General features: G+C 33.5%; 20 protein-coding genes. 10 read left to right on the forward strand and 10 right to left on the reverse strand.

Annotated elements, in window-relative coordinates:
• Window positions 1-119 precede the first annotated feature (119 nt).
• Complete coding sequence (locus tag RM519_RS00005) at window positions 120-1,022, forward strand: leucine-rich repeat domain-containing protein (protein ID WP_311591381.1); 903 nt, start codon at window positions 120-122, stop codon at window positions 1,020-1,022.
• 56 nt (window positions 1,023-1,078) lie between these two features.
• Complete coding sequence (locus tag RM519_RS00010; RefSeq protein WP_311591383.1) at window positions 1,079-1,756, forward strand: DNA alkylation repair protein; 678 nt, start codon at window positions 1,079-1,081, stop codon at window positions 1,754-1,756.
• A 1-nt stretch (window position 1,757) separates the two neighbouring features.
• On the opposite strand, the gene dinB is transcribed toward RM519_RS00010, so the two are convergent.
• Together dinB and RM519_RS00020 are read right to left on the reverse strand one after the other, a co-directional pair.
• Window positions 1,758-2,978, reverse strand: a complete 1,221-nt coding sequence (dinB, locus tag RM519_RS00015; protein ID WP_311591384.1) for a DNA polymerase IV — start codon at window positions 2,976-2,978, stop codon at window positions 1,758-1,760.
• Complete coding sequence (locus RM519_RS00020) at window positions 2,975-5,944, reverse strand: DNA polymerase III subunit alpha (RefSeq protein ID WP_311591386.1); 2,970 nt, start codon at window positions 5,942-5,944, stop codon at window positions 2,975-2,977. Before RM519_RS00020 ends, dinB begins: the two co-directional genes overlap by 4 nt.
• An 83-nt stretch (window positions 5,945-6,027) precedes the next feature.
• Here RM519_RS00020 and RM519_RS00025 point away from each other — a divergent pair, with 83 nt between their 5' ends.
• From RM519_RS00025 to RM519_RS00035, 3 genes are read left to right on the forward strand one after another with little or no spacing between them, the layout of a single operon-like run.
• Window positions 6,028-6,801, forward strand: a complete 774-nt coding sequence (locus RM519_RS00025) for an XRE family transcriptional regulator (protein ID WP_311591388.1) — start codon at window positions 6,028-6,030, stop codon at window positions 6,799-6,801.
• The gene (locus RM519_RS00030; RefSeq protein WP_311591390.1) at window positions 6,798-8,204 is read left to right on the forward strand and encodes a 3'-5' exonuclease family protein; all 1,407 of its coding nucleotides are present in this window, start codon (window positions 6,798-6,800) and stop codon (window positions 8,202-8,204) included. The genes RM519_RS00025 and RM519_RS00030 overlap by 4 nt, the downstream gene beginning before the upstream one ends.
• Entirely contained in the window at window positions 8,179-8,826 is a 648-nt protein-coding gene (locus RM519_RS00035) for an SOS response-associated peptidase (RefSeq protein ID WP_311591391.1), read from the forward strand. Before RM519_RS00030 ends, RM519_RS00035 begins: the two co-directional genes overlap by 26 nt.
• Here the strand turns inward: RM519_RS00035 and RM519_RS00040 are convergent.
• From RM519_RS00040 to nrfH, 3 genes are all read right to left on the reverse strand, one after another.
• Complete coding sequence (locus RM519_RS00040) at window positions 8,818-11,949, reverse strand: cytochrome c biogenesis protein (RefSeq protein ID WP_311591393.1); 3,132 nt, start codon at window positions 11,947-11,949, stop codon at window positions 8,818-8,820. The two genes, RM519_RS00035 and RM519_RS00040, sit on opposite strands and share 9 nt — an antisense overlap.
• 85 nt (window positions 11,950-12,034) lie before the next feature.
• Window positions 12,035-13,528 carry an ammonia-forming cytochrome c nitrite reductase gene (gene nrfA / locus RM519_RS00045; protein WP_311591396.1) on the reverse strand — a complete coding sequence of 498 codons (1,494 nt, stop codon included), beginning with the start codon at window positions 13,526-13,528 and terminating at the stop codon, window positions 12,035-12,037.
• Between the two features lie 14 nt (window positions 13,529-13,542).
• Window positions 13,543-14,130 (reverse strand): cytochrome c nitrite reductase small subunit, encoded by a 588-nt coding sequence (gene nrfH / locus RM519_RS00050; protein ID WP_311591397.1) that lies wholly within the window; start codon window positions 14,128-14,130, stop codon window positions 13,543-13,545.
• A 145-nt stretch (window positions 14,131-14,275) separates the two neighbouring features.
• On the opposite strand from nrfH, the gene RM519_RS00055 reads away from it, so the two are divergent.
• The gene (locus RM519_RS00055) at window positions 14,276-15,364 is read left to right on the forward strand and encodes an amidohydrolase family protein (protein ID WP_311591398.1); all 1,089 of its coding nucleotides are present in this window, start codon (window positions 14,276-14,278) and stop codon (window positions 15,362-15,364) included.
• Between the two features lie 131 nt (window positions 15,365-15,495).
• A complete protein-coding gene (gene cmk / locus RM519_RS00060) occupies window positions 15,496-16,182 on the forward strand; it encodes a (d)CMP kinase (protein WP_311591399.1) in 687 nt (228 codons plus the stop codon).
• Here cmk and RM519_RS00065 read toward each other — a convergent pair.
• On the reverse strand, window positions 16,168-16,797 hold the full coding sequence (locus tag RM519_RS00065; RefSeq protein WP_311591400.1) for a 7-carboxy-7-deazaguanine synthase QueE: 630 nt from the start codon (window positions 16,795-16,797) through the stop codon (window positions 16,168-16,170). The genes cmk and RM519_RS00065 overlap by 15 nt on opposite strands.
• A gap of 259 nt (window positions 16,798-17,056) precedes the next feature.
• Between RM519_RS00065 and RM519_RS00070 the strand changes: the two genes are divergently transcribed.
• On the forward strand, window positions 17,057-17,629 hold the full coding sequence (locus tag RM519_RS00070) for a hypothetical protein (RefSeq protein WP_311591402.1): 573 nt from the start codon (window positions 17,057-17,059) through the stop codon (window positions 17,627-17,629).
• A 216-nt stretch (window positions 17,630-17,845) separates the two neighbouring features.
• Window positions 17,846-18,793: a sterol desaturase family protein gene (locus RM519_RS00075; protein ID WP_311591403.1), complete on the forward strand. Its 948-nt coding sequence runs from the start codon at window positions 17,846-17,848 to the stop codon at window positions 18,791-18,793.
• Window positions 18,794-18,851: 58 nt separating this feature from the next.
• Here the strand turns inward: RM519_RS00075 and folD are convergent, their stop codons facing one another.
• Entirely contained in the window at window positions 18,852-19,724 is an 873-nt protein-coding gene (folD, locus tag RM519_RS00080) for a bifunctional methylenetetrahydrofolate dehydrogenase/methenyltetrahydrofolate cyclohydrolase FolD (RefSeq protein ID WP_311591404.1), read from the reverse strand.
• A gap of 31 nt (window positions 19,725-19,755) precedes the next feature.
• A complete protein-coding gene (ffh, locus tag RM519_RS00085) occupies window positions 19,756-21,087 on the reverse strand; it encodes a signal recognition particle protein (protein ID WP_311591405.1) in 1,332 nt (443 codons plus the stop codon).
• Window positions 21,088-21,285: 198 nt separating this feature from the next.
• Here ffh and RM519_RS00090 point away from each other — a divergent pair, with 198 nt between their 5' ends.
• Window positions 21,286-22,179, forward strand: coding sequence for a sugar phosphate isomerase/epimerase family protein (locus tag RM519_RS00090; RefSeq protein WP_311591406.1), 894 nt, complete (start codon window positions 21,286-21,288; stop codon window positions 22,177-22,179).
• 9 nt (window positions 22,180-22,188) lie between these two features.
• Here RM519_RS00090 and RM519_RS00095 read toward each other — a convergent pair whose 3' ends face one another.
• Together RM519_RS00095 and msrB are read right to left on the reverse strand one after the other, a co-directional pair.
• Complete coding sequence (locus tag RM519_RS00095; protein WP_311591407.1) at window positions 22,189-22,713, reverse strand: DUF1572 family protein; 525 nt, start codon at window positions 22,711-22,713, stop codon at window positions 22,189-22,191.
• Complete coding sequence (msrB, locus tag RM519_RS00100) at window positions 22,703-23,098, reverse strand: peptide-methionine (R)-S-oxide reductase MsrB (protein WP_311591408.1); 396 nt, start codon at window positions 23,096-23,098, stop codon at window positions 22,703-22,705. The genes RM519_RS00095 and msrB overlap by 11 nt, the downstream gene beginning before the upstream one ends.
• Between the last annotated feature and the right edge of the window lie 207 nt (window positions 23,099-23,305).

The following is a 23,305-nucleotide window of genomic DNA, read 5'->3' on the forward strand; positions in this document are numbered from 1 at the left end:
GCTTATTGTTAGAGAATTATGAGTATTTAGTTTTTAGTTTTATTTATAAAAACATTAACGTATTTTAAGAATTTGATTTCGTTTTTTCGCGCTAAGTTCGTGGTCTTAAAAAATTAACTATGACCAAACTTAAATTAAATACCAGTATTTTAATTATTTTCTTTTTAGCACTCTATTCTTGTTCAAATGATGATCTAGAACCTACAAACGATCTGTACATACATATTCCTGATAATAATTTTGAAGGAAAACTTATAGAGCAAGGAATTGATACTGATGGATTGATAAATGAGAAGATGTTAAGAAAAGATGCGGAAAAAGCAACCTATTTAGATTTGAATGTAGCAACAGAATTTGAAAGGATTGATGATTTATCGGGAATTGAAGGCTTTGTAAATTTGAAATTCTTATCATCAGCAAATCAGAATATTGAAAGTGTTGATTTAAGTAAGAATGTTTCGTTGGATACTTTATATCTACTTGGAAATAGTATTTCGAGCATTGATTTAAGCCACAATAGAAATTTGATTTTTATTGACATTCAATCAAACAATCTCAATTCCATTGATGGCCTTGCTAATTTGGATTATTTGAAAGACTTGGATTTATCTTGGAACAATTTTGAAGAGTTTAGTATTCATAATGAATCACTTGAAATATTACACTTTAGCCATAATAATTTGGTATCTCTAGATACGGATGGTGCAATTAATCTAGAACATATATTTATGCCAAGTAATCAACTAGAATCTGTCGATTTTAGTACAAACTCTTCCTTAGAAACATTATTGATTTCTGGAAATAACATTGAAAATATTGGTTTAGAGAATAATGTAAAATTAACGCACTTATATATTACGAGTAATTCCCTTACGTATCTTGATGTGAGTAATAATATGATGTTAGAGGATCTAAGAGTATTTGATAACCCGGAGTTGTCTTGTATTAAGATTGGTACAGTTCAAAATATTCCGATGGTATCAAAGTCAGACTCACATGAATTGAATAGTGATTGTGATTAGTTGGTATAAATAGACTAATTTTATTATGATCTTCACGAATATTTAAATTATTCAAAATGTCAGAATCTGGATACTTAAATACATTAGAAACTGAATTTAAGCGTAATGCTGATGTTGCTATTGCGGAACAGCAAATGGCCTATATGCGGAATCAGTTTAAATGCTTTGGGCTAAAGACACCTCTAAGAAGAGAGTTGCAAAAACCTTTTTTAGTAAAAGCATATTTGCCTGAGAAAGGAGAAGTTGCTGATCTCGTAAGTGAGTTATGGGGTAGACCGCAGCGGGAATTTCAGTATTTTGGACAAGAGTTGGCTTTTAAATATGTAAAAGTTCAAGAAAGGAATGACGTTGTTTTATACGAATATATGATAACTCATAAATCTTGGTGGGATACAGTTGATTTTATCGCAGTTAAACTGTTGGGAACTTATTTTAAGAAATTTCCTGAACAACGGAATATTTATGTTCGAAAATGGTTGGAGTCGAATAATATTTGGTTGCAACGATCAGCATTGTTATTTCAATTAAAATACAAATCAGAAATGGATAGGGAATTGTTGAGAACTACAATAGTTTCATTATTAGGTAGTAAAGAGTTCTTTATAAATAAGGCGATTGGTTGGGTATTAAGGGAATATAGTAGAACAAATCCTAAATGGGTGGTTGAATTTGCTAATTTTGTCCAATTAAATAATTTAAGTAGGAGAGAGGCTTTACGTTTGATTAAGAATTGATCTATCTTCTGCGATTTGCTAATAAAGGTGGAGGCTCGCCATTAAAAGGGTTCCACCGACTAATACTTTTGGCATCCATGCCAGCAGCACGCATTACTTTACGATCTCCATAGCGTTCACGCATTTTATCCATGGCTTGGTAGAGACTCATAATTTTATCATTATCCTCAAATAGGTTAATTTGATGCCCACCACTTACCAAATGGCTAAATTTCACTCCAATTAGCCGCACCAATAACCTGCGTTGGTAGAGGCTTTCATATAAATCCATTACAATAGGTAAAATAGTATGATCAGAAGAACTGTATGGGATTCGTTTTTGTTTGGTATAGGTTTGAAAATCGGAATAACGAATTTTAAAGGTTACACAGGCAGTCAATTTATCACCTCTGCGTAATTGATAAATTAAATTTTCTGCCATAGCCACAATAATACTTTTCAGTTTTGCTACATCTGTAGTGTCTTTGTCAAACGTACGCTCGGTTGAAATAGATTTACGCTCATGATATTTTATTACTGGTGTATTGTCTATACCATTGGCTTTTTTCCAAATAGTTCCACCGGATTTTCCAAATACTTTGGTCATCATTGCTACAGGCATTTCTTGTACGGTTTGTATGCGTTTAATACCTAAATCACACAGTGTAGTATATGTTTTTTCGCCTACCATCGGAATTTTACGCACTGAAAGTGGAGCCAAAAATGGTTTTTCGGTACCGGTATCAATTTTGAGTTCATTATTAGGCTTGGCTTCGCCCGTAGCAATTTTAGAAACTGTTTTGTTAACCGAGAGCCCGAATGAAATAGGCAATCCTGTTTCGCTCATAATCTTACTTCGCAATTCAGATGCTAGTTGATGGCAGCCAAAAAACTGATCCATTCCAGTTAAATCGATATAGAACTCGTCTATAGAAGATTTTTCATACAATGGAACACTATCGTTAATAACGTCAGTAACTAGTTTAGAATACTTGGTATACACTCCAGAATTTCCTCTAAGTACAATGGCTTCAGGACATAATTGTTTTGCCATACGCATAGGCATAGCAGAATGCACTCCATATTTACGTGCTTCATAACTACAAGATGCTACCACACCGCGATCAGAGGTACCACCAATTAGTACCGGCCTATTATTTAGTTTGCTATCCATCAAGCGTTCACAAGACACAAAAAAAGTGTCTAAATCCATATGTACTATAGATCTCTTTAACTGTGTCATGTTGTTATGATTTTTGTTTCATCAACATATCGAGGATCTTGAATAATGGCAAGTTTTTCACAGTAGGAAACTTCTATATTTACACAGTCAAATTCAGCAATGACTTTCCCTGTTATTTCATACACACCACGACCTTTTAATGGGTGCTTTTTAGCAATAGGAGGAAAGTGCACCGTGTCTATATGATCACCTTCAAAATCTATAAAATTTCCAAAATACATTAAATCGCCTTTAGAAGTGGGTGTCTTTTTTGCCGTTACATAATAACCATATACTGTAACTATTTTATTAAGATGTTGGAGTAAATCTTTGGCTAATAGTCTATTTTCAATTGGATTCTTCAATAACAAGAATGGATTGCACAACGGAAAACCAATATATTGTAATTCGTCAAAGGCATCTTCATATTGAGCAGCACTTAATTCAGGCGTATCAAACGTTATTTTTTCTGATTTAAAAAGTGTAACCACGTGCTCTTCGGTTGGTACTTTGTTTACTTTCATATAGGCTTCCCATAGCAGTTCACGTTTGTTACGCTGCATAAAAGCAAAAGCATTCACTTTAATTAAAATGGTGAGTTGTTCTAATGAAATAGTCACGCGGTCTATAAAATCATCTAAATCTATAAATGAACCATTTTTAGTTCGTTCTGTAATTAATTTTTGCGCGTTGTTAGATTCAAACGAATGTAAGTTCATAAAGCCTAAATAAATATCATTTCCTCTTATATAGTTTTGATAATATGATTTATTAATATGTACTGAATGAATAACCCCTCCATTCATGCGTGCTTCATGTACATAGTATTCTGCGCGATAAAATCCACCACCATTATTGAGTGTGGCTACCATATATTCTAAGGGGTAATAGGCTTTTAAAAACAGGCTTTGATAACTTTCTACAGCATAAGAAGCCGAATGTCCTTTTGCAAAAGCATAGCCAGCAAAACTTTCTATTTGTCGCCAAATTTCAGTGGTGAGTTGTGAACTATGCCCTTTATTTTTACAATTCTCAAAAAACTGATTTTTGACCTTTAAAAATTCTTCTCGAGACCTAAATTTACCACTCATACCACGACGTAGCATATCGGCTTCTCCTAAATTTAAACCACCAAAATAATGCGCCACTTTAATCACGTCTTCTTGATAAACCATTACGCCATAGGTCTCTGGCATAATATCTAATAAAATAGGATGTGCATCTTTACGTCGTTTGGGGTCGCGATAGCGTTGAATATATTCGCGCATCATTCCAGATTTAGCTACCCCAGGTCTAATTACAGAACTAGCAGCAACCAAACCTAAATAATTATCTACTTCTAATTTTTTCAAAAGCATCCGCATAGCAGGAGACTCCACATAAAAGCAGCCAATGGCTTTTGCTTTTCTAAGCATATTTTTAATTCTGACATCTTCTTTAAAGCGTTTGATATCGTGAATATCTATGGGTGGTAACTCAGGGTTGTTGTAGTGTATAATATCTACAGTTTCACGTATTTTTCCCAACCCTCGTTGACTCAAAATATCGAATTTGTATAAACCAATATCTTCTGCCACCACCATATCAAACATAGCGGTAGAAAAACCTTTAGGAGGCATAAATGTTGCAACATAGTTATGTATGGGTTTATCAGAAATTAAGATGCCACCTGCATGAATTCCTAAATAATTAGGAAAACCTTGAATGTATTTACTATAAATCAATACCAGTTTTGAAAGTTTATCGAGTTGTTCTACCTGAAAAGCACCACTAGAGAGTTTGTCTATTTCTGATTTTGGCAAACCAAAGACTTTACCTAATTCACGCACAGAAGCCTTATATTTAAAGGTGTTGTATACGGTAATAAGTGCAGTGTGCTTAAAACGCTTAAAAATAAAATGCATTATATCATCACGATCTCGCCAAGAGAAATCGATGTCAAAATCGGGTGGATTGGTACGGTATAAATTAATAAATCGTTCAAAATACAAATCTAACTCTATAGGGTCTACATCGGTAATACGTAATAAATATGCCACCACGCTATTGGCACCACTACCACGACCAACATAAAAATAGTCTTTGCTTTGGGCATATTTTAAGATCTTCCAGTTGATGAGAAAATAGGAAACAAAGCCTTTTTCTTTAATGATTGACAATTCCTTTTCTAATCGATTAAAAACACGCCTTCCAATTCTTTTATACCGATAATGTAGGCCTTCATAGGCCAATTTCTTCAAAAGTTTAAAATCTAATGATGCATTATGGGTGTATGTCTGTTGATTTTTAGAAACAGTTGCGGTAATATCAATGGTAATGCTACAAGTGTCTAAGATATGTTGGGTATTTTCTATAAGTTTTGGAAACTCGGCATATAAACTTTTAAGTGTTTCAATTGGTAACATGATATCCGTTTCAGAGCCTTGTTCAGATTCAGGGAGTTTGCTGAGTAGAGTGTTGTTATCTATAGCGCGTAATAGGCGATGTGTATTGAATCCTTTTTTATTTAAAAATGTAACTGTTTTTAGAATTACTAATTTATGTAAGTACTGTTTCCATTTAGAAAATTTAAGGGTGTTTAAATCTTGCGGACATACGCCTATAAATTCATGTGATTCTAATTCAAAAAAATCATTTTGAAAGGGGTAAATTACGTAGGTATTTGGCAAAAACTTAGCACGATTTGGAATTTTAAAATTTGCTTGATGTAAGAATCCTGACAGGTACTTATTGATATGAAAATAGCCGTTATCATTTTGAGCAATCATAATGAATTTTTGGGAGGTATTATTTCTAAAATCGACGCCTAGAATAGGTTTAAGCCCATTTTTTTGTGCCAAACGCACAAAATCTAATGCTGCCGTTGTACTATTAATATCTGTTAGTGCTATTGCTTCTAAATGGCTGTCTATTGCTTGTTTTATAAGGGTTTTTGAGTCGATAGTGCCATAGCGTAAACTATAATATGTATGCGTGTTTAAATACATTTTTTAGAAAAATAGGGTAGGAAAAATATTTTTTGCTAAATTAGCCAAATATATGAGCAAGTCTTGCTCACTAAATTAGCATAATGAATTTTTTAGCAAGAAACATAAAACATATACGAAGCCTTAAAAACTTGTCGCAAGAACAGTTTGGAGATGATTTAAGTGTGTCGCGTTCGCGCATTAGTTCGTATGAAGAAAACAGAGCTACACCTCCAGTAGATTTTTTGGTGGGCTTGTCGGATTATTTTAAGATTCCGATAGATATTTTAATTAAGAATGATTTGTCAAAATCGGAAGATGATTCTTTTATAGAAATAGGGCAACACCGTGTTTTATTTCCGATTACTGTGGATGGTACCGATGAAGATTTGATAGAAATTGTGCCGGTAGAAGCATCGGCAGGTTATTTAAGAGGGTATGCAGATCCAGAATATATAGAGCATTTAAATAAAATTAAATTGCCTTTTTTGCCTACAGGAACGCATAGAGCATTTCCTATTAAAGGAGATTCTATGTTACCTGTAAAAAGCGGTTCTTATGTAGTAGCGCGTTTTATTGAGGATGTACGTGATGTTAGAAATGGGAAAACATATATTGTTTTAACATTGAATGATGGGTTAGTGTATAAACGTGTATACGACCATATTGAAGAGCATGGTACATTGCTATTGGCCTCAGATAACAAAAAGTATGACCCTTATCATGTACCAGTTGATGAAATAATGGAATTATGGGAATTTACCTGTAGTATCAATACCCAAGAATATGAGGAACATGAACTAAAAATAAGCAGCATTGCTAATATGTTTAATGAGTTAGGAGTAGAGTTAAAATCTTTAGAAAGACTGGTAAGTTGAATTACGCCATAATTGACATAGAAACTACCGGAGGAACTAAAATTACAGAGATTTCCATTTTTATTTTTGATGGAGAAAAGGTAATAGATGAATTTACAACCCTTGTAAACCCCGAGGCTTACATTCCGCCATTTATTACCAATTTAACCGGTATTAATAGTGCTATGGTACAGAATGCACCTAAGTTTTATGAAATAGCAAAAAAGGTGGCAGAGATTACTAAGGATACCATTTTTGTAGCACATAATGTTAATTTTGATTATAATATTATTCATAGTGAGTTTAAAGATTTGGGCTTCGACTTTAAACGAAAGAAACTTTGTACTGTGCGTTTGTCTCGAAAATTAATACCAGGATTGAAATCTTATAGTTTAGGAGCCATTTGTGCTGCTGAAAATATTACAATTGTTGATAGACACAGAGCACGAGGGGATGCAGAGGCTACTACTATTTTGTTTGAGAAATTATTGAACTTGGATGATAAACGTGTGTTTGAATCCTTTTTGAATCCCAGATCTAGACAAGCAACATTACCGCCGCTACTAAGCAAAGATATTGTTGATGGTTTGCCAACTAAAGAAGGTGTTTATTATTTTTATGATTCCAAGGGAGCTATAATTTATGTCGGTAAAGCCAATAATATAAAGCAACGAGTATTGAGTCATTTTTATGACAAAGCCAAGAAGGAAGTGGCCATGTGTTTAGAAATTACAAATATTACCTTTAAGGAAACAGGAAGTGAATTATTGGCGTTGTTGTTAGAATCATCAGAGATTAAACATTTCTTTCCAAAATACAATCGCGCACAACGAAGAGCAAGAGAGAGTATTGGCTTATTTGCTTATGAAGATCGTAAGGGCATACTTCATTTAGCCTATAACTCCTTAAAATTGGTTAAAAATCCATTGATAAAGTTTTATAATAACGCAGCATGTAGACAATTTTTAGAGAAGTTGTGTGAGGAATTTGAGTTGTGTCCAAAGTATTGTCATTTGCAAACTAATGTAGAACGTTGTTTTCATTATCAAATTAAACAATGCAAAGGAATTTGTAAAGAAGAAGAAGCTGTCGAAGATTATAATGATAGAGTGCTAGAAGCCATTGCTTCGGTTAAGTACGAAGCCGATAATTTTATCATTCAAGAAAAGGGAAGATCATCAGAAGAAATAGCCTTTGTATTGATAACCAATAGTATATATAGAGGTTTCGGTTATTTGCCAGTAAACGGTATATATAGGCCAAAGGATTATAAAGATGCACTTTTAATGCAACGTGATAATGGAGATGTAAAGCGCATTCTAAATTCGTATTTAAAGAATGAAGAAATTACATTAACAAGTTTAGGTACTGAATTTGAGAATATAAATTTTGAAGAAAATGTGCTATCAAACGCGTTTAATTAAAAAGAAAGAAGAGCTTCAAGAACGCTTCAGAGTAAATGTAGAAGACTTACTTCATATAGAGGAATTGGAATTGAATAAGGCTTTTGAATACCCTGAAACACCTATTATTACTAATAAGAATCCTGAAAAAATCTCAATGTATAATTGGGGTTTGGTACCAGAGTGGGCTAGCGACACATCATTTAGACACTATACTTTAAATGCAAGAATTGAGACTTTAGATGAAAAGCCATCTTTTAAAGATGTAGTACAAAACCGTTGCCTAATTATAGCGGATGGGTTTTATGAATGGCAATGGTTAAATAAAAGTGGTTCTAAAAAACAGAAATACGAGATTACCTTACCAAATCAAGAACTATTTGCATTTGCAGGACTGTATACACAATGGACAGATGACACCGGAGATATTCTACGGAGTTATACGATGGTAACCACGCAAGCCAATGACTTAATGTCTAAAATTCATAATACCAAACAACGAATGCCAATTATTTTGAACCGACAAGATGAGCATAATTGGTTAAACGGGAATGATTATAAAAAATATAAGTTTCCGTATAGTCAAAATTTAATAGCGACACCAATTGATGTAAATCCAACAGGTCAATTGGGTTTATTTTGATGTTTTCCTTTGTCTATAATATGCGGTAATCGATAGCGCAATTACAATTGCAGTAACAACATAAATAAATTTTGGAATTGGAACCGGGTCACCTGTCGCATAGGAGTGCAATCCGGTTAAATAATAATTCACTCCAAAAGAAGTCATAATTATAGAATAGAATGCAAATACACTTGCCACGTTTAGTGTAAATCTTCCTTTCAATCCAGGAATTAAGTGAAAGTGTAAAATAGCAGCGTACACAATCATACTAATTAATGCCCAAGTTTCTTTTGGATCCCAAGCCCAATAACGACCCCAAGATTCGTTTGCCCAAACGCCTCCTAGAAATGTCCCTATTGATAGAATAAATAATCCAATAATCATAGATAACTCATTGATATAACTCAATTCTTTAATCTTAATATCAATTATTTTTTTGTTTTTATCATTTCTAATGATCATTAAAATCAACGCCATTAAACCTAAAAGTGCTGATAGTGCTAATGGAGCATAACTACTAATAATTGTGGCAACATGTATTTTTAACCAATACGATTTTAACACGGGCATTAGATTTGTAATTTCAGGACTTAGCCAATCTAAATAACTTACAAATAAAAGTGTTCCCGTAAAGATTGTAGCCAAGGCCAATACAAAGTCAGATTTTTTATAGAAAATAATTCCAATTAGCATTAATGACCATGCGGCAAACGTAATCATTTCGTAACCATTACTCCATGGTGCATGTTGGGCTACATACCATCTCAAAATGAGATTACCAGTATGTAGTAAGAATGCTAAAAATATTATTAATAAGAGTAGGTTAAATAAAGTCTTAACAAATTTACTTTGCGAAAATATTCGAGTTACGGCTAACAATAGTAATGCAGTACCAAATACAAAATATGTAATAAATAACCATAAGTATAGGTTCATATTGTTATACCATAGCTCCGCTTCAATTAATTGTTTTGATGGAATTATATCCTCAGCTAATACATCTTGAAATTTTTGAATGTAGGCTAGTTTATCTTCCGCATGAGCCCAATCACCTGAAATTTTGGCCTCACTTACTTCTGCAAAATATTGTGTTAAGATTCCTTGAGCAAAACCGGCGTCTTCTTCGTTAAAATCTTCAAAAGTGTGATTTTGGCTGTACCAAGTTTTTGTTGCATCATTTCGTTTAGGGAATATTTTCAAGTAGTTTCCGGAGAAAATATTGAAAAGTATATTAAAGCGTTCATCAACTTTTAAAATTTCTTTGTCGAATTCTGATCTCTCTGCGGGTTTTTTAGTGTTGGCTTCTTCTACTTGTTTTTCTAGAATATATCCAGATTGCAGATCTAAAAAATCATTAAATGCCGCTAGGTTATTATTATGATATGGAATACTATCAAATAATTTCCCGCCTTTTTGCCTGTCAATTTTAATTAAAGGAATGTCTGTCCATAATCTTGGATTACCGTGTAATGCAATAAACAATTGATTGGCATCTAATTTCGTATCGTTGTATTTGAACGTTGTTTTTCTAGAAATTTTACGTAAAAATTCAGAAGCTAGTGTATTAATAGGTTTTATACGTCCATCTAAATCTTGTACCAATATTCTTCCGAAAATTGCGCCGTGTTCTTTTGATACAACCTGTGATTGTACTAAACTATCTAAATTTTTAGATTCTTGGGCAAAACCTGATTGTAATGCTGAAAATACGAGCAATGCAATAATTGCAGTTGTTTTTGCATTAATTTTTTGAAGTTTCTTGCGAATAATTCCAAATCTAGAGTTCGCTCCAAACAAGGTCCAAAGCATGCCTAAAGTCATTAAAAAATAACCTAAATATGTAATTAATGTACCAGCTCTATCATGGTTGACAGCCAAAACCGTTCCTTTTTCATCGGTATCATACGAGGCTTGAAAAAATCTATAACCTCTATAATCTAATACGTTGTTCATAAAGATTCGGTAAGGAGTTTCTTCGTTATTATCTATAACGGTTACTTCACTTGCATACGAAGATGGGCTGGTTGAGCCTGGATATCTTTCTAATTGAAAATCATTTAGTTTTATTTGAAATGGTGTTTTAAGTGGAATTGCACCATAGGCAAGGTTTAAGCTGACATCTTCAATTTCTACTTGTTCAGAAATAGGCAAGGCACCATGTCTATACAATATGGAGACATCTTCAGTTGTATTCCCTACTGTTGCTGTTAAAATTAACACGTCATCTTTCAGTTCATCATTGTCTTTCTTTTTTTCAGCGCCAGATACCATTTTAATTTCTGCATTCGGATGGTAAGACATGATTACAAAAGAATAATCCGCAGATCGGTATAAAACACGTTCTTTTAAGACTTGTAAACTATCTAATACAAGGTTTCCTGCATTTTGAGTTTGCATTTCAAAAAAGGTAACTTGTTGTTTGGGTTTTAGTTTTAAAACACCATCTTCTTCAATTATATTAAGTTCTTTAGAATTTTCATTTTCAAAGGCCAACTCATGACCATGCCCACCTAAACGTTCTATTTCCCCTTTTTTTAGATACATAGATTCACGCCCATTTCCAGCGGACACCACCATTTGAATCAGGGGCTCTCCTTTATTTTCAGAATCAATAACCTCAGGAATAGCATCAGTAATAAACTCTTTAAATTCTAAATGAACTGGTTTTGATAATTCATCATTTTTTATACTAAATGATGTTTTTTGAATGGGAGAGAAGGTTTTTTCTTTATGAATATTAATGGTCTTGCCATTACTATCTGTAATATGTGCTTGAACAAATACTCTATCCGAAATAATCACATCAGATGTTGCACCTTCTCTAATCCGCATAATACCTTCATAAGCTACATATCTTGTTATTCCAGCTCCAATCAGAATTACAATAAATGATATATGAAAAAGTAAAACGCTCCATTTTTCTTTTCGGAATAGTTTGTATTTAAACATATTCCCTAAAAAATTCAATCCTAAAATTACCATAATCATTTCGAACCACCATGCCTTATATATAACAGTAAAGGCCGTTTGAGTTCCAAAATCATTTTCAATAAATGTTGCTGTTGCCATTGCAACGGCAAATGAAAATAAAGCCAGTACTGCTAATTTAGGGGAGAAAAGTATTTTTATAATTTTTGACATGGTATAGTAGTTTAAGTATGGCTTAAAAAAAACTCAAAACCGATTGTGATCAGTAATGAGTTTTTTCATTAAGTTTTTAAGGTGTTTATTTCGGAGTTACACCAGATTTTATTTCCATTTTAGATTCACGTTCTTTCGCTTTTTCTAACCATTTCGGAATTACATTTTCTTTAAATACTTTTTTATCAGCCAACATTTTTTCAGCATTTAAGCCAATAAAAGCCTGTGCTTTTGCTTTCGTAGAGATGTCTGGCATTGGTACTGCATCCGTATATCCTAATTCTGCTAATAAACGCGTCAATTCTATCCTTGTAGTTTGAGCAACATCCATTGCCGATGCAATAATACGAGCAGTTTCAACTGGAGCATGGAAAGATCCTCCATGAGAAGCAGCTGCAAAATCCCAGCGCCATTGCGCATGTCTAATTCCTTGCATAATGCGTTCCATTTGTTTTTCAGTTGCACCTAAATCCCAAGCCTTTTTAGCCTCAATATGTGCTCTCACTAATTGCTCTTGTAATTTTAATCTATTTTCGTTTGCTGCACTTTGACGTGTATACACATTCTCAATCAACTTATTCGCTTCCTCTCTATGACATACTTGACAAGAATTAGCAACATTGTTTAGAGGTGACTGAATGTGGTGGTCTGTAAATTTCTGTCCACCTTCACTCTTATATGGCATATGACAATCGGCACAAGATACACCACGATCTGCGTGAATACCCGTCATATAAACTTCGTATCCTGGATGCTGTGCTTTTAATAAAGGGGCTTTACTAATAGAATGCTCCCAATCTTTAAAATCAATATTGTCATAGTACTCTTCCATATTTTCAACAGACATACCGTTTTTCCATGGGAAAGTTAAATATGGTACACCCTCCTTTGGAGTTTTGCTATTGAAATAGTATTCTACGTGACATTGAGCACATACTAAAGAACGCATTTCATTATGTGTTGCTTTTGAAATGTCTTTACCCATACTTTCAAATGCTTCAATCAGAGCAGGTCTCGTAATTTGTAAACTCATATCTTTTGGATTGTGGCAATCTGCACATCCAATATTGTTTACAACTTCATGACCTTTACTTGCCCATTTACCAGCATAAGTCTCTGCTATACCTTGCTCATTCATCAACCTTGGAATATCTGGACTTTTACATGCCCAACAAGTCCCTGGCATTGGTCCATCATCTGGTCCAGCAGGTGCACCTGTACGCAAGGTATTTTGTAAATCTTCAATAGCGTAATAATGTCCACGACCTTGGTTGTAATCTTTAGAGAAACCATATCCGGCATAAAGAACAACTAGCAAGGGGTCATGCTCCAATAAATCTACCATTTTACTTCCGCCTTGATACGATGCAAAAGTTGTATCTAAGGTTTGGATATACGATTGATACTGCTTTGGGAAATTTTTTCCCCAAACATCATTTCTAGGCTCATTTTCGCCGATGGTTACTTTTGGAGTATAAGCAAATTTAGCTTCATTTTTTCTGTTGATAACATTTGAAGCCAACATACCGAGTAAAAATACTACAACCGCAGTAATAACAAATAGGACCCAATTTTTCATAATACTTATTTTTGTTAGTTGTTTATTTCTTCTTTTAACCATTTAGGAACAATATCCTTATCTAAATCTGTTGGTTTTGGAGCCAACGTATATTCTGTACTTGATAAACCATGAACTCTTCCATGAGGTACTTCCCTGTGACAAGACCAACATTGTCGATCCGTTCTACTTTCCGCATGATTGGCAACCCAGCCATCTAATTTCGCATCTTTGACTTGTTGCTGATGACAACGAATACAGTTTTGTTGCACCACCTCTTGTGAGGCCTCTTTCATTTGTATGACCTGTGGTTCATTTCGAAGGGTGAAAACGGTAGCATGGTATAATCCATCTTTTGCTTTGAAATAATATTTATTAGCAATATTATCATGCGGAACGTGACAACTATTACAAGTAGTTACCTCTCGATGCGAACTATGCATCCAACTATTATATTCGGATGTCATAACATGGCAGTTTACACATGTTTGAGGATTGTCTCCCATATATGAAACAACCTCAGATTCTTTAGCAAGAAATAGTGAAAGCCCTACAATACTCCCCATAATTACGATGGAAACGGGAAGCCATCTAGAATTGTATGGTATAAATCTTTTTAGCAATTGATCTAAATTTGGTTATCCAAATATAACAAATAAAAAAGGGTTTGAATTATGATAAAAATCATTTTTCAAAAATCACTATTTTTTGGTTATTATTGTATGCTGAAAATCAGTAGTCTCACTCGTTTTAATTTATAGTTTTTTTATGAAAAAAAAATCAATCTTATTTATAGTACTCCTTTTATCTAATGTTATATTCATTTTTTCTCAAGATTTAACTTTTGAAGAATACAACCCAACATCAACACTTGTAGTGCCAAAAAATCCGGTCATAAAGGCTAAATTTCCTTTTATTGATGTTCATGGACATCAATATAGAATGCCAGAACAGGATTTAGCACCTGTAGTGGCCGCAATGGACACATTGAATATGGCTATAATGGTTAATTTAAGTGGTCGATCGGGAGAATTGCTGCAAAAATCGGTAAAGAACATCAATGATAATTATCCAAATAGGTTTGTCGTTTTTGCAAATGTAAATTTTGATGGAGCAGGAGGGGAGAACTGGACAGAGAATACTGTTGCTCAACTTAGAAATGATGTAGAGAACGGGGCAGTTGGGTTAAAAGTTTACAAGAGTTTAGGAATGTATAATAAAGATATAGATGGAAATAGACTTGCCATTGACGATGTTCGTTTAGATCCCATTTGGGCTTTATGTGGTGAACTAGGAATACCTGTTTTAATTCATGCGGCAGATCCAAAATCATTTTGGGATGAATTTGATGGAGCTAACGAACGCTGGTTGGAATTAAAAACTAAACCGAGACGAAAAAGAAGTGCCCATGATCCTGCTCCTTGGGAACAAATAATTGGAGAGCAGCATAACATGTTTAAAAAGCATCCAAAAACTACATTTATTAACGCTCATATGGGCTGGTATGCCAACGATTTAGGAAAACTTGGAACACTGCTTGATGAAATTCCAAATATGAATGTTGGTATTGGAGCGATTATAGCAGAATTGGGCAGACAACCAAGATTTGCAAAACAGTTTATTGAAAAATACCAAGATAGAGTTTTGTTTGGTAAGGATAGTTGGAAGCCCGAAGAGTTTCCTACCTATTTTAGAGTTCTGGAAACAGCAGACGAATATTTCCCATATCATAAAAAATACCATGCTTTTTGGGCAATGTATGGGTTAGATCTTTCTGATGAAGTTTTAAAGAAAGTATATTATAAAAATGCACTTAGGATTGTCCCAAAATTAGACGCATCTCTTTTTCCTGAATAATTGAAAAGCGAATCATATTTTTAAGATTTTAGCGTTGCCTTATATTGTAACTTAAAATTGCAGAATATACAGGTGTTTTTAGATTATTGATTAATTTTGGGGATCAGAGATATTAACAAACATTTTAAATTATGAAAAAGATTACGATTGCAATAGACGGGTTTTCATCAACTGGAAAAAGTACACTTGCCAAACAATTGGCAAAGAAGTTGAAATATGTTTATGTAGATACCGGTGCAATGTACAGAGCGGTTACACTTTATGCTTTTCAAAATGGGTTTATAGATAATTCATCTTTTGATGAAAAAGCATTAATCGCTGATCTGGATTCTATAAAAATTCATTTTGTATTTAACTCTAGAAAGGGGTTTGCTGAAGTGTTTTTGAATGATGTTAATGTTGAAAAAGAAATTAGAACCTTGGAAGTTTCTCAATTAGTAAGTCAAGTCTCGGCCGTTTCTGAGGTAAGAACTAAATTGGTTCAACAGCAACAAGAAATGCGTAAGGACAATGGAATAGTGATGGATGGAAGAGATATTGGAACAGTCGTTTTTCCAGATGCAGATATTAAGTTTTTTATGACAGCTTCAGCTGATAAACGTGCAAAAAGACGTTATAAAGAATTGCTTGATAGAGGTGAAGAAAATATAACCTACGAGCGTGTCTTAAAAAATGTGGAGTCTAGAGACTATATTGATTCAACGAGAGAGGATTCGCCTTTAGTGAAAGCAGATGATGCCATTGGAATCGATAATTCTGACATGGGCTTAGAAGAGCAATTTGATCGCGTTTACAATCTTATTTTAAGGTATGTTTAAGTGTTTGTGAGTTTGAATGGAAATTTTCCACTTAGGGTTTTGCATTACATAATCAATAATTTGAGGAGTCATTTTATCTTTGTTACTCCATTCAGCCTGAAGAAATAATTGACAATTTTTATTGACTTTAGCGGCCTGTTCTTCGGCAAATTTAAAATCACTTTTATTGTAAATAATAATTTTTAATTCGTTGGCTTCTTGATAAACTTCTGTTAATGGGAGTTTTAATTTTTTTGGAGATAAACAAATCCAATCCCAAGATCCAGAAAGATTATAAGCCCCAGATGTTTCTATATGAGTTTTTACATTTTTATTCTGTAACGAATTAGTAAGTGATTTCATATCCCACATTAGCGGTTCTCCACCCGTAATTACTGCAATATTCGAATAGGATTTTGCTCTTTGAACGATCTCTTTTGTAAGTGTTGGAGGATGTAAGTTAGAATCCCAACTCTCTTTCACATCGCACCAATGACAACCAACATCACAACCTCCAATTCGGATAAAATAGGCAGCGGTTCCTGTATGATAACCTTCACCTTGAATGGTATAAAATTCTTCCATTAGAGGAAGCATTAATCCTGAATCTACTAATTGTTGCGTTTTTGAATCCACTATTCTAAATTTAGTTTGCAAATTTAGGATATATTCATGTTATAAGGTATAAATAAAAGATTCATTTTGAAAAAAAATAAAAGATTTAGAACCTCTAATTGTTGGTATATAGTAACTTACAATTATTTTTAATTTTATATGTTAAATCTTCATTTTGGTATAAAGTTTGTTGCTATTTTTGAAATTTAAAATGAACAGTAAAATAATTTTTAATGTTGTTCGTTAAACCAATACTGAACTAAACTGAACTAACACCTTTATGAAAAAGATAAACGCATTTTTAGGATTGCTTTTAGTCGTTTTAACCATTACTTCTTGTTCTAGAGAAAACAAAACAATTATTGAGAGGAATAGAGTAGGCCTTGTTTGTAGCCAAGATTTAATTGGAGAAATAGAAACAATTTTCGCCAATGATTCTATTGTTAAAAACCTAAGCGAAGGAGCACTTGGAGGTGGAGATACGAAGTATGTTCAGGATAATGATGAATATTTAGTCTATTCTAAGCAAGGAAAACATTTGATGACCATTGTTCCAAACGAGCAGCACGATTCTACATCTACAATTAAATATGTACAGATTGTGGACCCGCAATTTATAACTGAAAAAGGATTAAGTCTAAGTTCACCTTTTAAAGATATAAATGTAAATTATATGATTAATAAGGTAGAAACTTCACTCTCATCTGCTACCTTATATATTGATGAATTGAACGCAACAATTGCTCTTGATAAAAAAGAAATAGGTGTAAACCCATTTAGTACTCAAGAGATTAAAATTGAGCAAATTCCTGATATGGCCAAAATAAAATATTTAACTATCTGGTTCGATTAAGACTGGTTAATGAAGTGTTTTAGTACATTCTAAAATGTCAGTTATAGAGAGGTAATTAGTGCATTTCATTAATCGTTTTGTTTAAGAATCTATCTAAGTATTTTCCCTTTCACTGTAGATATTTAATATATTTTTAAAGTTTTCTGTATTAAATCTTTAGGGTAGTCATATTTGACTATATTGCCATCTTTAGTTCCTTTTTTTAAACAATAGTTGATGGATTTTACGAACCCCTTAGTTTACGGTGTGCCCTGCTTTCTAGGTCTTATTTTATTAGAATTATTATACAGTAGGCATCATAAGTCTACTAAGAACCTTTATAAATGGAAAGATTTAGGAGCAAGTTTAGCAATGGGAATTGGGTCAGCAATTATTGCGCCCTTGATTAAAACAATTTCAGCCATTGTTATATTCTACTTCGTATATGAATTGTTTAACCCATTTGTAGATGGCGTTCGAACAAATATTTTTGGATGGGAATCATTTGGATACGCCTGGTATGTTTGGATTGCTTGTCAATTGTTAGATGATTTTAGTTATTATTGGTTTCATAGACAGAATCATAAAGTAAGATTTTTATGGGCAGCACATATAGTGCACCATTCATCAGATAATTTTAATCTTGGTACGGCAGTGAGAAACGGTTGGTTTACTATATTGTATAAGCCATTTTTCTACATGTGGATTCCAGCTATAGGATTTGCGCCAGAAATGTTGGTCGTTTGTTTAGGTATAGAGGCACTTTGGCAATTTCAATTGCACACAAAGTACGTGCCTAAATTAGGGTTATTGGAAAAGATATTTAATACGCATACAATGCATCAAGTCCATCATGCTCAAAATATTGAATATATGGATATGAATCACGGGGGCTTCTTAAATATATTTGATAAAATATTTGGAACTTGGAAAGAGTTAGATGAAACGCTGGATATTAAATACGGTGTAACCCACCCGCCAAATTCATATAATCCATTGGTAATTTTAACGCATGAATATGGTGATATTTGGAAGGATATGAAAAAATCTAAAAATTGGGGTGATAAGTTTATGTATTTATTTGGGCCTCCCGGTTGGAGTCATGATGGAAGTACTTTAACCATTAAACAAGTACAGAATGAAATTAAACTGGAGCAGATAGCAAAATTTCCGAAAGCAGCTTAATAAAATAACCTCGATACCAATATATCGGGTTCTTCTTTACGTTATTTAATAAAATTAATTACTTTCTACTGCAAGCTAATAAAGTGTTTTGCAAAAGCATTGCAATAGTCATTGGTCCAACACCACCAGGTACAGGTGTAATAAATTCAGATTTTTTGCTCGCCGATTCAAAGTGAACGTCACCGGCCAATCTATAACCACGTTTTTTTGTGGCATCTTCAAGACGTGTAATTCCAACATCAATAATAGTAACACCATCTTTAACCATATCGCCAGTTAAAAATTCAGGGATACCTAAAGCTGCAATGATAATATCGGCATCTTTGGTAATTTTAGATAAATTTTGAGTTCTACTATGTGCCACAGTAACAGTGGCATCTCCAGCAGCACGTTTCTGACTCATTAAAATACTCATCGGACGGCCTACTATATGACTTCTTCCAATTACCACAACGTTTTTTCCAGATGTAGGAACTTTATATCGTTCTAATAATTCCATAATTCCAAAAGGAGTGGCCGGTAGAAAAGTAGGAAGATCTAAAGCCATTTTCCCGACGTTGGTTGGGTGAAATCCGTCAACATCTTTATCGGGGTGAACAGCCATTAAAACTTTTTGCTCGTCAATATGTTTTGGTAAAGGTAACTGAACTATAAATCCATCAATGTCATTGTTTTCATTCAATGCCTTAATTTCATTTAATAATTCGGTTTCTGTAGTTTCTTCAGGTAAATCAATTAGTGTAGAATTGAATCCAACTAATTCACAGGCTTTAACTTTTGCACCTACATATGTCATGCTCGCTCCGTCAGTACCGACTAACACAGCCGCTAAATGTGGTGTTTTTTTATTTTTTGCTTTTAGTTTTTGAACCGCTTCAGCGATTTCTTGTTTAATATCTTGTGAAGTTTTTTTACCGTCTAAAAGCGTCATTGTTTAAGTTTTTTTATTTGGTTAAATAGAATTATCGACCCATTCCTTTCATCATTTGCATCATTTTTTGGCCACCACCACCTTGCATCATTTTCATCATCTTACTCATTTGGTTAAATTGTTTCATCAATTGATTCACCTCCTGAATGCTGGTACCAGATCCTTTTGCAATTCTCTTTTTTCTACTAGAATTTATTGTAGATGGAGTGCTTCTTTCTGATGGCGTCATAGAATGTATAATGGCTTCAATTCCCTTAAAGGCATCATCATCAATATCAACATCTTTCATGGCTTTCCCAGCACCTGGTATCATACCAACCAAGTCTTTCATATTACCCATTTTCTTAATCTGTTGAATTTGCTTTAAGAAATCATCAAATCCAAATTGATTCTTTGCAATTTTCTTTTGAATTTTTCTTGCTTCTTCTTCATCGTATTGTTCCTGTGCTCGTTCAACAAGAGATACAACATCTCCCATTCCCAAAATACGCTCAGCCATACGATCTGGATGGAATACATCAATTGCTTCCATTTTTTCTCCAGTTCCAATAAACTTAATAGGTTTATCTACTACAGATTTGATCGAAAGGGCAGCACCACCACGAGTATCACCATCTAATTTTGTAAGAACAACACCTTCAAAGTTTAAGATGTCATTAAAGGCTTTCGCTGTGTTTACAGCATCTTGCCCTGTCATAGAATCAACAACAAATAGCGTTTCTTGTGGTTCAACAGCCTTATGGATATTAGAGATTTCAGTCATCATCTCTTCATCAACTGCCAAACGACCAGCGGTATCAATAATAACTACATTCTTTCCAGTAGCCTTTGCATGTTTAATGGCATTTTGAGAAATTTCTACAGGATTTTGATTTCCAACTTCGGCATACACTTCTACGCCAATTTGTTCTCCAACAACTTGTAATTGATTTATTGCGGCAGGACGATAAACATCACAACCAACTAATAAAACTTGTTTGGTTTTCTTGGTTTTTAAGTAGTTAGCTAATTTACCAGAAAAAGTAGTTTTACCAGATCCTTGTAACCCAGACATTAAAATTACCGTTGGTGAACCTCCAAGATTCACACCTACGGTTTCGCCGCCCATCAATTCGGTTAACTCGTCTTTAACAAGTTTCACCATTAATTGACCCGGGTTTAATGTAGTTAGTACATCTTGTCCTAAGGCTTTCTCTTTAACTCTTTTGGTAAATTCTTTGGCAATTTTAAAGTTAACATCGGCATCCAAAAGGGCTCTTCTAACCTCTTTTAAAGTTTCAGCAACATTTACTTCGGTAATTTTTCCATGTCCTTTAAGTACATGAAACGCTTTATCTAACTTATCACTTAAATTATTAAACATAAATCTTTCATCAAAATTTTAGAAGTGACAAAGATACTTAAAAGTTTGAAGTTTAATAAAAGAAGAGACAAGTAAAATTGAATTTTGATTGTTTTTATTTTATCAATGTAAAAGGTTATTTTCGTGTGAAAGTTTTATATAAAATCTTAGCTTTATTTCAGATTAATTAAAAATAAACAATGTAAAAAATATTATACGATGAATCGGAGAAAGTTTATTAAAAATACCAGTACTTTAGGTGCTGCTTCAATGTTTCCATTTTCTTCTTTTGCTATGGATAAAAAAATAAAATATAAGATGGGGTATCAGCTATTTTCGATTCGAGACGAAATGGCTAAAGACCCATTAGGAACTTTACGATATTTGAAAAAGTTGGGGTATGAAGATTTTGAAATTTATGGATTTGATCCAGTTAAAGAATCTTATTATGGGTTTAAATCGAATGAGTTTAAGCAAATATTAGATGATTTGAACCTCTCTGTTAGTAGTGGTCATTATGGTTTTTCTTCTTATTTAGAGGGGTCAAATGATAAACTAAAACATTTTGTTGATAAGTGCATAATAGGTGCGACAACTCTTGGTAGTTCTTACGTTACATGGCCTTGGATTTCTCCTGAGCAACGTAATGTTGAGAATTATAAATTGATGGCACATAAATTAAATATTATTGGAGAACAGGTAACAAAAGCGGGTCTTGGGTTTGCATATCATAATCATGGATTTGAATTTATAGACCATGAAGGAGAGAATGGATTTGAAATTATTATAAGAGAAACTGACAGTTCTTTAGTTAAGTTGCAAATGGATTTGTATTGGGTTATGCACTCTTCTAAATATACGCCGAAAGAGTTGATAAAACAGCAGCCAGGCAGGTATGTAATGTGGCATATTAAGGACATGGATAAGATTTCTAGAGATTATACAGAATTAGGGAATGGCTCTATAAATTACCATGTAATACTTCCAGATCCTGTAGAGTCCGGGTTGGAGTTTTATTATTTAGAGCAAGGAGGAAATTTTACGCATAATTCAATGAGAAGTGCATCAGATTCCGCATTTTATTTTAAGAAGGAACTTCGTAAATACTTATAAAAGTAAGTACTACTTTGGAGAGAATTTTTTGGTTTTAAATTCAGCACTTTTATTTTTTGGTATAGATAGCGATTTCCATTCTTCATTTCGTAGCATTTTAGCCACATATACAATTTGACCAATATGATAAGAGTAATGACACAATTGTCTTGTTATAGCATCTATTACCGAATGAGGTTCTTTACGGATATAAACTGTTTTTTTTAAATCATCTTCGCTTAGATTTTTTAAAACACTTATGAAGCAATCCCATCCTTTATCCCAAGCATTGAGCATTTCTGTTTTGGAGGTATAAGTATTTACAAATTCGGCATCTCTTTCGCGCCATTCTTTTTCACCATCCTCAATAAGAAAGTTGGTCCATCTAGAAAATTGGTTGCCAACAACATGCTTTGCGACTACGGCAATACTGCTAGATTCTTCATTATATTGCCAAAGGACTTGCTCGTCTGTTAATTGATCAATTGCTTTTTCTCCGACTGCTTTGTAAGATTCAATTTGTCGGATTGCACTTTCTAAAAAGTTATTTTTCATCTTTTGACTTTACAAATTTGATTGATGTTGTATTTACGCAATATCTTTTTCCAGTTGTTTCTTTCGGACCATCGTCAAAAATATGCCCTAGGTGGCCGTCACAGGCTTTGCAAGTGATTTCTGTTCTAATCATTCCATGACTATAATCTGGTGTCATTTCTATTGTACCTGGAATGGCGTCATCAAAAGATGGCCAACCACAATGACTCTCATATTTACTATTCGATTCAAACAATTGGGAGTTACATGCAGCACAGAGATACGTCCCTTTTTCAAAATGTTTGGTATAGCCATCATTTCCTGCTCGGTCCGTTCCTTTTTCTCTAAGAACGTAATACTCTTGCGGTGTTAACTCTTTTTTCCATTCAGCATCGGTTTTTTTCATCGATTTTATTTTAGACTTGTTAGTTTCGTTTTTTTGCGCATTTGTTGGATAACATGCGGCTAATAAAAATAAACTTAAAATTAAATATGCTCTCATTTCCCTTTTGAAATTATGTTACTAAATTACAATATAATTAGTTTGACGAATAATTAATCTGTGCTTACATTTTGGTTTTAAATTTATACATAACTTTGATGAAAATAAGAA

The organism is Urechidicola vernalis (genome assembly GCF_031846385.1).
In the GTDB taxonomy this organism is placed as follows: domain Bacteria; phylum Bacteroidota; class Bacteroidia; order Flavobacteriales; family Flavobacteriaceae; genus Urechidicola; species Urechidicola vernalis.